Here is an 11,410-nt window from a genome sequence, read left to right as displayed (position 1 = left end):
AGCGCGAGGGAGGGACCGGCATGGAGAAGCGGATCTTCGGACGCACCGGGTTGGAACTGGCGGTCCTGGGCTTCGGTTGCGGCGCGGTCGGCGGGCTGATGGTCCGGGGCGACGCCGCCGAGCAGGAACGCACCGTCGCCGACGCCCTGGCGGCCGGCATCAACTATTTCGACACCGCGGTGCAGTACGGCGACGGCCAGTCGGAGCGCAATCTCGGCCGCGTTCTCCGCAGCCTCGGCGCCACGGACGCCATCGTCGGCACCAAGGTCCGGCTGACGGCGGCGGAGCGCGGCGACATCGCGGGCGCGATCGTCCGCTCGCTCGACGGCAGCCTCGCTCGCCTCGGCAGGGACCGGGTCGACATCCTCTACCTCCACAATCCCGTCACCGCCGAAGGTAACGGGTCTACGCTCACCGCCGCGACCGTCCTCGCCGAGGTGGTCCCGGCGATCGCGCGCCTGCGCGCGGCCGGCAAGGTCCGGTTCCTCGGCATCACCGCGGTCGGCGACACCGACGCGCTGAAACGGGTGGTGACTTCGGGCGAGATCGACGCCGCGCAGGTGGTGTTCAATCTGCTCAACCCCTCGTCGGCGGCAGCGCCGCCGCTGGCGGCCGGTCCTTCGGACCAGGACTATGGCGGTCTCCTCGGGGTTGCCGCCGCCGCCGGCGTCGGCACCGTCGGCATCCGCGTGCTCGCCGGCGGGGCGCTCTCCGGGGAAGCCGAGCGGCACCCGGTCGCGAGCCCGGCCCCGGCGCCGATCGGCTCTTCCCCGAGCTACGCCCTCGACCTCGATCGTGCGCGGCGGCTGGGGCCGATCGTCGCCGACGGCCATGCGGCCAGCCTCGCCGAGGCCGCGACGCGGTTCGCCGCCTGGCATTCCGGCCTCGGCACCATCCTCGTCGGCATGGCGAGCCGCGAGCAGTTCCACGCCGCGCTCGCCGCGGTGCGCCGCGGCCCGCTGCCCGCCGAGGCGCTGGAACGCCTCGGCGAACTGGCGCGCGGGGTCTAGCCGCGACCCGGCCTTTCCCGTCCGCGTCCGGCTGCCACCGGGCGCCCCTCCGGCGGGAAGTCGGCCGTCCGCAGCGCCGCCGACCCGCCCGGCAGGGCGATCGGCTGCCGAGTGTCGACGAGCTTGTTCCGCTCGATGCGGAAGACCTGGATGTTGCGCTCCATGATGTTGCCGACGAGCAGGGTGCGACTGTCCGCCGAGAAGGCCGCCCCTTGCGACCAGGTGCCGATCGGTGCCTCGGAGATGCGCACCAGCCGCTTGTCCTTGACCTGCAGCAGCACGACCTTGCCGGCCGGGGCATAGAAGGGCGACCCCTTCGGCTTGTTCGACCCGTCGATGACGACGGCGGCCACGAGCCGCCCGTTGGGCGAGATCGCGATGCCTTCGGGTGTCTGTCCGACCGTCACGGTATCGACGACCCGGTAGGGCTCGCGGGCAAGGTCGATCAGGCTCACCGTGTCGGCATCGCCGCCGCCGCGACCGAGGTTCGCCACCACCGCCACGTCGCCGGCCGGGCTGATCGACAGGCCATAGGGCCGCAGACCCGCACCGAGGTCGCGCTTGGTGTACTCGACCTTGCCGTTGTCGATCTTGAGCACCGAAATGGTGCTGTCGCCGTCGCGCGTGACGAGTGCCCGGCGGCCATCCGGCGTCACCGCGACGTGGCTGACGCCGATCTCGGGCTTGCCGATGGCGACGGTGTCGACCTTGGTCAGGGTCATGCCGTCCACCTTGAACACCGAGACCGTTCCGGCGGAGCGGTCGGCGACCAGCGCCATGCGGTCGTCCGGGGTAAAGGAGACGCCAGCGGCCCCCGCCCCCGCCTCGACCGTCTGGACGACCTTGGGTGGCGTCTGGGTCAGGTCGATCACGGAGACGCGCCGGCCGGGCACCTGCTTGGCCGGGTCCGCCGGGTCGATCTGCATCGCCGCGGTGACCAGCGCGAGTTTCTCGCTGCGGCTGACCGCGACGCTGACCGGCGGCCCGACCAGCGATGTCGGCACGGCGATCTGGCCGGTGACCTGGACGCCGCCCTTGGCAAAGCGCATCACGGTGACGGTATCGCCCGAGGGATTGGGGACCACTTTCGGGACCCCGTTGTCGAGCGTCATCTTGGACTCGTTCGCCGAGATCACGGTCTGCGCCGCTGCCGGCAGGGCAGCGACGCACAATCCGAGCGCCGCGGCACGATAGGCCTGCATCCTCATGGCATCCTCCCGCTCCGGGGCGCTGTCCCCGGTACCGGGCCGCCCCCTCGTGTGAGCACGATGACGTTAGGCCGCCCACGAAACCGCGGCCAGGGTGCATCTGCGCCAGTATTAGCGGGCTCGAGGCACGTGCCGCAGCGGCGGCTTGGCCTTGCGCGGCGGCAGCGCAACCATCTTCGCAGGCGCCGACATGGCCGCGGCCCGCGGCGGGGTCGGCTTGCGCCCCGGGACCTGGACGACCGGCGGCGGCGGAGCGGCGGAGCGGGCCGCCCACGGGCCGGGCGCCGGCTTCGGCATGCCCCAGGCATCCAGTTCGATCCCCTCGCCGTCCGGCCGGCAGGGATCGAAGAGCCCGGCCTCGGCCGACCCGCCGCCGCAGCCGCCGTCGGGAACCAGCCGGTCGCCCGGCATCGCCAGCGGCGCGCCGGCGACCTTCAGTTCGTGCCGATAGAAGGTCGCCCGGATCTTCCCGACATCGTGAAGCCCGTCCTTGACCTCGCCACATGCCGCAGCGGCCAGCGCCGCGAGCAGTGCCGCCAGGGCCGGCCGGAAGAGCGATCGCCTGTTCATCGCCGCCATTGTACCTTGACCGACCCGCCGTCGTTCCCGTCTTCTGCGGTGAATCCCTCGCACCGGTGACCGTCCATGCCGTCCAGCCTGCGCCCCGTGCTGCCGATCCTGATCGGCGCGTCGGTCCTCATGACCCTGAGCATGGGCGTGCGGCAGAGCCTCGGCCTGTTCATGACGCCGATGACGCAGGAGATCGCGATCAGCGTCTCCGACTTCACTCTGGCGATCGCCGTCCAGAACCTCGCCTGGGGTTTCCTCCAGCCGGTGACCGGCGCGCTCGCGGTGCGCACGGGATTCCGGCCGATCCTGCTGGTCGGCGCGGCGCTGTTCGCCGGCGGGCTGGCGGTGCTGGCGGCGGCGCAGGGCCTGCTCGCGGTGATGCTGGGGGCCGGCATCATGATCGGCGCGGCGCTCGCCTGCATCGCCGCCGCCATGGCGCTGTCCGTCGCCTCCCGCGCGGTGCCGGCCGAGCGCCGGAGTGCCATCCTCGGCATCGTCAGCGCCGCCGGTTCCCTCGGCTCCTTCCTGGCGGCGCCGATCGGGCAGGCGATGTCGATCGAGTTCGGATGGCGCAGCGGCATCGCCGCCTTCGTGCTGCTGTGCGCCGGGCTGCTGCCGGCGGCATGGTATGCGGGCCGGGTCGACCGGCTGCCGGAGCCGCGCACGGCGGGTCCGCAGTTCGGCGACACGAGCTTCGCCGTCGCCCTCAGGACGGCCCTCTCCCGTCCGGCCTTCCTGGTCATGGCCGGCGCCTATTTCGTCTGCGGGCTGCAACTGGTGTTCCTGACCACCCATCTGCCGTCCTATCTCGCCCTCTGCGGATTGGACCCGATGCTGAGCGCCCAGGCGCTGGGCGTGATCGGCTGCTTCAACATGATGGGCAGCCTGTTCTTCGGCTGGGCCGGCGGCCGCTGGTCGAAGGAGGGACTCCTCGGTCTCATCTACGTCCTGCGCTCGGTCGCGCTCGCCGCCTATTTCGCCGTGCCGCCGACCCCGGCGGCGACCCTCGTCTTCGCCGCCGTCATGGGCTTCCTGTGGCTCGGCGTGGCGCCGCTCATCGCGGGCGCCGTCGTCGAGATGTTCGGCCTGCGCTGGCAGGCGATGATCCAGGGCCTCGCCTTCATGAGCCACCAGGTCGGCAGCTTCCTCGGCGCCTTCGGCGGCGGTGTCCTCTTCGATGCGCTGGGCTCCTACGAACTCGCCTGGCGGCTGGCGGTCGCGATGGGCCTGAGCGCGGGCATCCTGCAGATGCTCTTCGCGCTGCCGCGCCGGCGGCCGCCCGCGCCGGCGCCGGCCTAAGGGCCGCCGGCGCCCGCCGACAGGTCCGCGGCCGCGGCCAGCAGCACCGCCATCCGCGCCTCGGCCGCCGGCAGCGGCTGGAAGATGCGGGCGTGGCGGCGCACCAGGGCCTCCAGCGCCGGCCGGTCGGGATCGTCGGCGCCCGCCGCGAACCAGGCGCGGTCGATGACCGGCGTGCCCAGCCCGCCTGCGGCGAGTACGGCCGGAGTCGTCCAGTGGACCGCGACCGCCAGCGTCGGGTCCTCGACCATCCGCAGGTGCGCGGCGCCGGCAGCGACCGGAATCGCGAGGCCGCCCAGGTACAGCGTCCGCGGCCCGGCGACCGCTACCGGCATCCGGCGTGCCGCCAGGGCCTCCTGGAGCAGCGCCGGCCCCTGCCCCGGCTCCGGGTCGACCATCAGGAGGGTCGGCAGGCGCACCGAGTCCGCGTCGGGTGCCGCGGTCCGGATCACCATGTCCTGCATCGGATGGCCGGGATAGCTGCTGAGGTCGGTGCGGTCGTTGAACTCGATGATCACGAAGCGCTGCCCGTCCCAGGGCCGGTCGATCGCCTCGCAGCGCAGGTCGACGCCAATCACCGGCAGCCGCGTCACCGCCGCCAGCCGGCCGAGGATGGCGGCGATCGACGGATGGACCTGCGGCGTCACGTCGAGGGTATAGCCGCCATAGTGCCGCATCGGGCAGGTGCGCAGCACCACCCGGCGGCCCGCGTCCGGCACCGCGTCGAGGGCGAGGCCGGCATTGGCCAGCGTCCTGTGCAGGTCGTCGTCCGCCGGCACCGGGTAGCGGCTCGGAAAGGGCTGGCGCTGCTCGGCGACGGCGCGATTGAGTTCGGCGAGCAGGGCCTCGACGGTGGCGCGGCCGTCGCCGGTGACGTAGGCCGCATGGCGTTGAAACACCATCGCGACCTCGCCGCCGACCACGATCGCCCGGAAGTCGGGCAGCGGGACGTAGGGCTCAATCATGATGCCGCCGCCGGCGGCCAGGGCCTTTTCCGCGGCGATCCGGACCGCCTCCGGCGTGCGCACGTCGAGCGAGACGCCCTTGCCGCGGGAGCCGTCGACCGGCTTCACCGCGACGGGAAAGCCGAGTTCGGCCGCCGCCGCCGCGGCAGCGTCCGGACGGGCCACGATGCGGTCCGGCACGGTCGGCAACTGGAAGGCCTCCATGTAGCGCTTGCTCGCCAGCTTGTTGCCGGCGATCACGCTGCCGAGCACCGGCGCGGAGAGCGACCCCGAGCCGTCGAACAGCGTCTGCCGGCGGCCTTCGCCGACCGCGAGGCGCCCCGGGTAGGCGGCCGACCAGCGCCAGGGCACGCCGAGCCGCTCGGCCGCTTCGGCGAGCACGAGCGAGGTCGGGTCCCGCACCTGGCCAGGCATCGCCGGCACGACGGCCGCCAGGGCGCGGAGCGCCGACTGCACGCGGGCCAGCACCGGCGGGGCGGGCGTGCCGGCGCGCGTCAGGTCGACGATGCCGACCGCGATGTGGACGATGCGGGTGGCGATCGGCGCCGGCAGCGCCGTCAGGACGTAGGTGGACGGGTGACGCCCCGGACGCACCGGAGCCGCCGGACGATCGAGCACGCCCGAGGCGATCGCCTCCGCCGCAAGCGCGGCGGCGTGGCCGGGGTCCTGCGGCTCGGCCGGCGGCAGGGCGATGCCGACCGAGCGCGCCGCCGTCCGCCAGCGCCGCAGCCACTGGTCGTCCATGGCGCGGCCGTCCGGGCCGATGCCGGCCAATTCGAGCAGCGTCACCGAGCGGTCGGATTCGAGGCTGGGGCCGGCAAGCTGCCGCACGGTGATCGTCGGTCCGGACATCGCACTCCCTGGGCACGGATCACGCCGAGCCCGATAGCACGTCCGGGCCTCAGCTGTCCGGCCGGTTCCGCATGTGCAGTGCCAGCTTCTCGACCTGGGGGAGGATCAGGGCCGTCAGCTCCGGATCGTCGAAAGTCTCGTCCCAGGCGCGGCGGAAACAATGCAGCCAGCCGGCGATCTCCGGGCCTGCGATCGGGGCGTGGAGGTGGCGCGCCCGCAGCATCGGCGGGCCGCGGCGCTCGACGAAGATCGGCGGCCCGCCGAGCCAGCCGGTCAGGTACTCGAAGAGCTTCTGTTCCGATCCGGCGAGATCGGCCGGGTGGATCGCCCGGCAGGCCGCGGCCTCCGGCTCGCTGTCCATGAGGTCGTAGAAGCGGCGGGTGAAGCGGCGGACGGCAGCCTCGCCGCCGAGGCGTTCGTAGGGAGTGGTCATGCGGATCGGGCGCCCGTCGACACGGAAGGATGGCGCAGCCTTACAGCGAACGCGCGTTGCCGGCGGCGAGGCAAATTGTCCCCGGACGTCAGGCGGCGTCGGCGCCGACGGCGCCGGTCCGGACCCGGGTGCCGGCATCCCCCGCGACGATGCGGGCGGCGTCGGCGAGCGCCCCGATCGCGGCGGTGCCGCCGGTTCGCCGGACGAACCGGCACGCGGCCTCGACCTTGGGCGCCATCGAACCGGCCGCGAAGGTCATCGCCTCCAGCTGGTCCGGGGACGCCATCCGGATCGGGCACGCCCGGGGCGTGTTCCAGTCGGTGAAGACCGCCGGCACGTCGGTCAGCAGCAGCAGGAAGTCCGCACCCAGCCCCTCGGCCAGCAGGGCCGCCGAGCGATCCTTGTCGATGACCGCTTCGACGCCGTAGGCGGCCCCGTCCGGCGCGATCGCGATCGGGATGCCGCCGCCACCGCCGCAGACCACGACGATCCCGGCCTGCACCAGGAGCCGGATCGTCGCCAGTTCGACGATGCGCCGCGGCGTCGGCGACGGCATCAGGCGCCGCCAGCGGTCGCCGTCGGGGCCGATCCGCCAGCCGCGCGCGGCCGCCAGCCGCTCGGCCGTCGCGCGGTCGTAGGTCGGGCCCACCGGCTTGTCCGGGTCGCGGAAGGCGGGGTCCGCCGGGTCGACCTCGACCCGGGTCAGCAGCGCCGCCACCTCGGCATCGAGGACGTTCCCGAGTTCCTGCTCGATCATGTAGCCGAGCATGCCCTCGCTCTCGGCGCCGAGCACGTCGACCGGCCATGCGCCGGCACCGCCGGCCGCCTCCGCCTGGAGCGCCAGCAGGCCGACCTGCGGGCCGTTGCCGTGGGTGACGACGATCCGGTGCGCCCGCGCCACCTCCGCCAGCGCGGCGGCGGCCAACTGGAGGTTGCGGCGCTGGCTCGCCGCGTCCGGCGTCTCGCCGCGGCGCAGCAGGGCGTTGCCGCCGAGCGCGACGACGATCCGCATCAGGCCGCCGGCCGCAGTCCGGCCGCGAACCGGTCGACGAGGCCCGCCAGCCCCGGCTCGTCGGCATCGGCATAGTCGTAGCGGGCGCGCACGATCGGCGCCTCGCACTGGATGAGCCGGCCGAGGTCGACCGGCGTCGCGGCGACGACGACGTCCGGGCGGGCCCGGGCGATGGTGGCGGCGAGCGCGGCGAGCTGGGCCGGGCCGTAGCCGACCGCCGGCAGCACCGGGCCGATGTGCGGATGGGCGGCGTAGACGGCGGCGATCTCGGGCGTCGCCGAGCGCCGCGGATCGACGACGGTCGCGTCGCCCAGTGACTGGACCGCGACCAGTCCGGCGCCGGACGGCATGCCGCCATGGGTCAGGGTCGGGCCGTCCTCGACCACCAGCACGCGGCGACCGTGGACGGCGGCCGCGTCGTCGAGCCGCACCGGCGAGGCGCCGCGCAGCACCGCTGCCCGCGGGTTGACCGCGGCGACCTCGGCCCGCACGCGCTCGACGTCGGCCGGCGCCGCGGAATCCACCTTGGCGACGACGATCGCATCCGCCATCCGCAGCACGGTCTCGCCGGGGTGGTGGGTCGTCGCCTGGCCCGGGCGGAGCGCATCGGCGAGGACGATGTGGAGGTCGGGCCGCAGGAACGGGAAGTCGTTGTTGCCGCCGTCCCAGACCAGCACGTCGGCCTCGCGCTCGGCCGCCTCCAGGATGCGGGCGTAGTCGACGCCGGCATAGACGACCGAGCCGGCGGCGAGGTGCGGCTCGTACTCCTCGCGTTCCTCGACGGTGCAGTCCGCGCGGTCGAGGTCGGCCGGCGTCGCGAATCTCTGGACCGCCTGCCGGGCGAGGTCGCCATAGGGCATCGGATGGCGCAGCACCGCCACCCGGAAGTCGGCCGCGCGGAGCCGACCGGCGACGAAGCGCGAGACCTGGGACTTGCCGCAGCCCGTCCGGATCGCCGAGACGGCGACGACCGGGCGCCGCGCCGCCAGCATCGTCGCGGCCGGACCGGCGAGAACGAAGTCCGCGCCCGCCGCCAGCGCGCGCGAGGCGAGGTGCATGACGTGGGCGTGCGGCACGTCGCTGTAGGCGAACATGACGCGGCGCACCGAGCGCTCCCGGCAGATCGCCTCGAGCTCCGCCTCGCTCCGGATCGCGATGCCGTCGGGATAGCGTGGCCCGGCAAGGCTCGCGGGGTAGCGCCGGTCGGCGATCCCCGGAATCTGGGTCGCCGTGAAGGCCACCACCTCGGTGCCCGGATCGTCGCGGTAGAGCATGTTGAAATTGTGGAAGTCGCGCCCCGCCGCGCCGAGGATGACGGTCGCCACCGTCTGCGCCTGTGCCATCGCCGCCTCCTCCTGCGCCCGCCCTCCCGTCGGCAGGGCCCTGGCATCCTCGGTCGGCCGGGTGCCGTCGGCGCTGATCCAGGTCAATCCGCGGATGCCCTGCGGACGCGCCGGCGTTTGGCCGCTGTCGTGCGGCCGCCCGCGCGGATATGCTCCCGCCACCGCGGATGGGGGACCGCCCGACCATGCAGATCGACGCCGCACGCACCGACGACACGCTGACCCTGAAACTCCGCGGCCGGCTCGACATCGGCACCGCGCCGGCACTGGCCCGGGCGCTCGACCCGATCGGCGCCCGCCACCTCGTCCTCGACTTCGACGACTGCGCCTACGTCTCCAGCGCCGGTCTGCGCGAGCTGCTGCGTGCCCAGAAGCAGCAGGCCGCGACGGGCGGGACGATGCTGCTCGCCAACGTGCCGCGCGAAGTCCGGGAGGTGCTGGACGTGACGGGCTTCTCCAGCCTCATCCCTCTCCGGCCGAAGATCCGCCAGATCTCGCTCGACGGGCTGGAGTTCCTGTCGGCCGGCGTCTGCGGGGAATGCTACCGGCTGGACCGCGAGACGATCGTCAAGCTCTACAACGACGGCGTCCAGCCCGAGATCGCCGAGAAGGAGAAGGCGTTCGCCAAGGCGGCCTTCGTCGCCGGCATCCCGACCGCCATCTCCTACGATGTCGTCGGCTGCGGCAGCCGCACCGGCGTCGTCTACGAGATGCTGGACGCCCGGCTCTTCAGCGCCGTCATCCGCGAGGACCTGGCGAACATCGAGCGCCATGCGGAGACCCTGGCCGAGGTCACGCGGCTCGTCCACCGGACCGCCGCCCCGCCGGGCGTCTTCCCCGACATCAAGGAGAATTTCCGCGGCTATATCGGCCAGATGGACTTCTTCCTGTCGCCCGCGGAGATCGCGTTCCTCCGGGCCCGGCTCGAGACCATCCCCGACGCCGACACCTGCGTGCATTTCGACCTGCACACCAGCAACATCATGATCCGCGACGGCGAGCCGGTCATCATCGACATGGGCGACGTCTCGCGCGGCCACTACCTCTTCGACATCGGGCTGCTCTACACGATCTACGGCCTGCCGGAGCTCGGGATATCGGAGATGGCGACGAAGATCCCCAACGCCGAGGGCGTGCGCCTGCTCGACGCCTGCCTCCGGCACTATTTCGCCGACCGGTCCGCCGAGGAAATGGCCTTCGCCGAGCGCAACCGGGATTTCCTGGCTTCGCTGCGCCTCATCTACACCATCACCTTCCTGCCCAAGCTGCGCGAGCAACTCGCGGCCGCGGTCAAGGACGTGCTGCTGCCGCGCATGACGGCCTGAGCCGGCGGCGGAGGCGGGCGTCGGCCCCGCCTCCGCACCGACGGGCGCGGGCCGCCCGCCTCACCGGGCCGGCAGCATCCGGCGCAGCGTGTCGTCCTTCATCACGAGATGGTGCCATATCGCGGCCGCGACGTGCGCGACGACCAGCGCGACCAGCGTATAGGCGATCAGCTCGTGCGCCTCCTTCCAGAGCTTGCCGCCGCCGATCGGGAACGGCGCGGCGATGACGTTGTCGCCGAAGAGCGCGAGGCGCCGGCCACGCGCCCAGCGGTCGAACGCGCCCGTCACCGGCAGCGCGATCATGGCGGCGTAGAGGATCCAGTGCATGGCCCCGGCGGCGAGGCGGACCGGCCGGCTTCCCTGCACGGGGGGCTGCGGCAGCAGCAGCCGGCGCAGCAGACGGATCATCGCCACGGCGAGGACCAGGGTGCCGACGCTGTAGTGCAGCATCGCCGCGGTGTCGCGCTGCGGGCCGCGCGGCCATTCCTCGAGCGTGAGACCGAGGACGAACGCGGCGATCAGGAGGGCCGCCGCCGCCCAGTGCAGGAGACGGGTGGCGGCCGGGAAATGGTCGGGATGCGATCTGGCGGGCATGGAATCGACTTTCGCAATCGGCGGGTGGGTGGCCATGCAGCGACGGCGACCCGAGCTCGCCGCCGCTGCATGTCCACATCCCCGCTCTTACCCGCACCGGCATGTACGCTGCCCAAACGGCCGGTTCAGCTCCGGTTCAGGTTCGATCGCGCGCGGGGTCGACGCATCCCCCGCGCCCGGTTTCGCGCCCCTCCGCGAACCGACCGGGTCAGGCCCGCGCCCTGCCCCGCCCCACGAACCCGACGGCGACGAGAAGCACAGCGACCACCGCGATGACGATCAGGGTCGGGTTCGGCAGGTAGTAGGTCGAGTAGATCTCCCAGCCGAGCAGGCGCAGCACCTCGCCGACCTCGGTGTAGTTGCCGACCAGATGTCCGCCCAGCGTTCCGGTGATGCCCACCAGCACCGCGCCGATTCCGGCGAGCACGACCATCACCCAGCGCGACAGGCCGCTCCAGATCGCGTCGCCATGGAGATGGCGGATCACGGCCAGAAGCGCGTAGTAGGCCAGCGACCAGCTGGCCACCAGCATGTGATTGCGGCCCATCGGCGTCGACGACAGCGTTTCCCACGGCCAGATCGACAGGCCCAGCCCATAGGCGGCCGCCCCGGAGATCACGCCGAGGATCAGAAACACCGGAAGCGCCCGGTCCATGGCCAGCCCCAGCGGGCTGGAACTGAAGGCGCGGATGACGATCGCCAGGGAGGACACGATCCAGAGGGCGATCGGGAAATGGATCATCACGACATGATAGGCGGCCATCGTCAGACACCTTTCCGGGAAGCGATGGTGGCATTC

11 protein-coding genes are annotated in these 11,410 nt (G+C 73.0%); 3 read left to right on the top strand and 8 right to left on the bottom strand.

What is annotated here, in order from left to right; translation table 11 throughout:
• Positions 1 to 1,010: aldo/keto reductase (locus tag ACE3Q3_RS20250; protein WP_374449053.1), on the top strand; the 1,010-nt coding region annotated here is incomplete at its 5' end.
• Here the strand turns inward: ACE3Q3_RS20250 and ACE3Q3_RS20245 are convergent.
• Positions 1,007 to 2,218 carry a beta-propeller fold lactonase family protein gene (locus tag ACE3Q3_RS20245; protein ID WP_374449052.1) on the bottom strand — a complete coding sequence of 404 codons (1,212 nt, stop codon included), beginning with the start codon at positions 2,216 to 2,218 and terminating at the stop codon, positions 1,007 to 1,009. The genes ACE3Q3_RS20250 and ACE3Q3_RS20245 overlap by 4 nt on opposite strands.
• Positions 2,219 to 2,329: 111 nt before the next feature.
• On the bottom strand, positions 2,330 to 2,788 hold the full coding sequence (locus tag ACE3Q3_RS20240; protein WP_374449051.1) for a hypothetical protein: 459 nt from the start codon (positions 2,786 to 2,788) through the stop codon (positions 2,330 to 2,332).
• 75 nt (positions 2,789 to 2,863) lie between these two features.
• Here ACE3Q3_RS20240 and ACE3Q3_RS20235 point away from each other — a divergent pair, with 75 nt between their 5' ends.
• On the top strand, positions 2,864 to 4,087 hold the full coding sequence (locus ACE3Q3_RS20235; RefSeq protein ID WP_374449050.1) for an MFS transporter: 1,224 nt from the start codon (positions 2,864 to 2,866) through the stop codon (positions 4,085 to 4,087).
• Here ACE3Q3_RS20235 and ACE3Q3_RS20230 read toward each other — a convergent pair.
• From ACE3Q3_RS20230 to ACE3Q3_RS20215, 4 genes are all read right to left on the bottom strand, one after another.
• Positions 4,084 to 5,904 carry an acetate--CoA ligase family protein gene (locus ACE3Q3_RS20230; RefSeq protein WP_374449049.1) on the bottom strand — a complete coding sequence of 607 codons (1,821 nt, stop codon included), beginning with the start codon at positions 5,902 to 5,904 and terminating at the stop codon, positions 4,084 to 4,086. The two genes, ACE3Q3_RS20235 and ACE3Q3_RS20230, sit on opposite strands and share 4 nt — an antisense overlap.
• Positions 5,905 to 5,953: 49 nt before the next feature.
• Positions 5,954 to 6,337, bottom strand: coding sequence for a group II truncated hemoglobin (locus ACE3Q3_RS20225; protein WP_374449048.1), 384 nt, complete (start codon positions 6,335 to 6,337; stop codon positions 5,954 to 5,956).
• An 88-nt stretch (positions 6,338 to 6,425) separates the two neighbouring features.
• On the bottom strand, positions 6,426 to 7,349 hold the full coding sequence (locus tag ACE3Q3_RS20220) for a carbamate kinase (protein WP_374449047.1): 924 nt from the start codon (positions 7,347 to 7,349) through the stop codon (positions 6,426 to 6,428).
• On the bottom strand, positions 7,349 to 8,779 hold the full coding sequence (locus ACE3Q3_RS20215; protein ID WP_374449046.1) for a cyclic 2,3-diphosphoglycerate synthase: 1,431 nt from the start codon (positions 8,777 to 8,779) through the stop codon (positions 7,349 to 7,351). Before ACE3Q3_RS20215 ends, ACE3Q3_RS20220 begins: the two co-directional genes overlap by 1 nt.
• Positions 8,780 to 8,877: 98 nt before the next feature.
• On the opposite strand from ACE3Q3_RS20215, the gene ACE3Q3_RS20210 reads away from it, so the two are divergent.
• Entirely contained in the window at positions 8,878 to 10,017 is a 1,140-nt protein-coding gene (locus ACE3Q3_RS20210) for an anti-sigma factor antagonist (RefSeq protein WP_374449045.1), read from the top strand.
• Positions 10,018 to 10,077: 60 nt separating this feature from the next.
• On the opposite strand, the gene ACE3Q3_RS20205 is transcribed toward ACE3Q3_RS20210, so the two are convergent.
• Both ACE3Q3_RS20205 and ACE3Q3_RS20200 read right to left on the bottom strand, forming a co-directional pair.
• Entirely contained in the window at positions 10,078 to 10,611 is a 534-nt protein-coding gene (locus ACE3Q3_RS20205; RefSeq protein WP_374449044.1) for a cytochrome b, read from the bottom strand.
• 208 nt (positions 10,612 to 10,819) lie between these two features.
• Positions 10,820 to 11,410: hypothetical protein (locus ACE3Q3_RS20200; RefSeq protein ID WP_374449043.1), on the bottom strand; the 591-nt coding region annotated here is incomplete at its 5' end.

The sequence above is a fragment of the Allostella sp. genome (genome assembly GCF_041913585.1).
GTDB lineage: Bacteria > Pseudomonadota > Alphaproteobacteria > ATCC43930 > Allostellaceae > Allostella.
The sequence above is the reverse complement of the archived record's forward strand: the minus strand, read 5'-3'. Positions and strand labels throughout refer to the sequence as shown.

Excerpts from the sequence above, each read along its gene's own strand:
- ACE3Q3_RS20230 (WP_374449049.1), bottom strand. The coding sequence starts at position 5,904 with ATGTCCGGACCGACGATCACCGTGCGGCAGCTTGCCGGCCCCAGCCTC.
- ACE3Q3_RS20220 (WP_374449047.1), bottom strand. The coding sequence starts at position 7,349 with ATGCGGATCGTCGTCGCGCTCGGCGGCAACGCCCTGCTGCGCCGCGGC.
- ACE3Q3_RS20245 (WP_374449052.1), bottom strand. The coding sequence starts at position 2,218 with ATGAGGATGCAGGCCTATCGTGCCGCGGCGCTCGGATTGTGCGTCGCT.
- ACE3Q3_RS20240 (WP_374449051.1), bottom strand. The coding sequence starts at position 2,788 with ATGAACAGGCGATCGCTCTTCCGGCCGGCCCTGGCGGCACTGCTCGCG.
- ACE3Q3_RS20235 (WP_374449050.1), top strand. The coding sequence starts at position 2,864 with ATGCCGTCCAGCCTGCGCCCCGTGCTGCCGATCCTGATCGGCGCGTCG.
- ACE3Q3_RS20210 (WP_374449045.1), top strand. The coding sequence starts at position 8,878 with ATGCAGATCGACGCCGCACGCACCGACGACACGCTGACCCTGAAACTC.
- ACE3Q3_RS20205 (WP_374449044.1), bottom strand. The coding sequence starts at position 10,611 with ATGCCCGCCAGATCGCATCCCGACCATTTCCCGGCCGCCACCCGTCTC.
- ACE3Q3_RS20225 (WP_374449048.1), bottom strand. The coding sequence starts at position 6,337 with ATGACCACTCCCTACGAACGCCTCGGCGGCGAGGCTGCCGTCCGCCGC.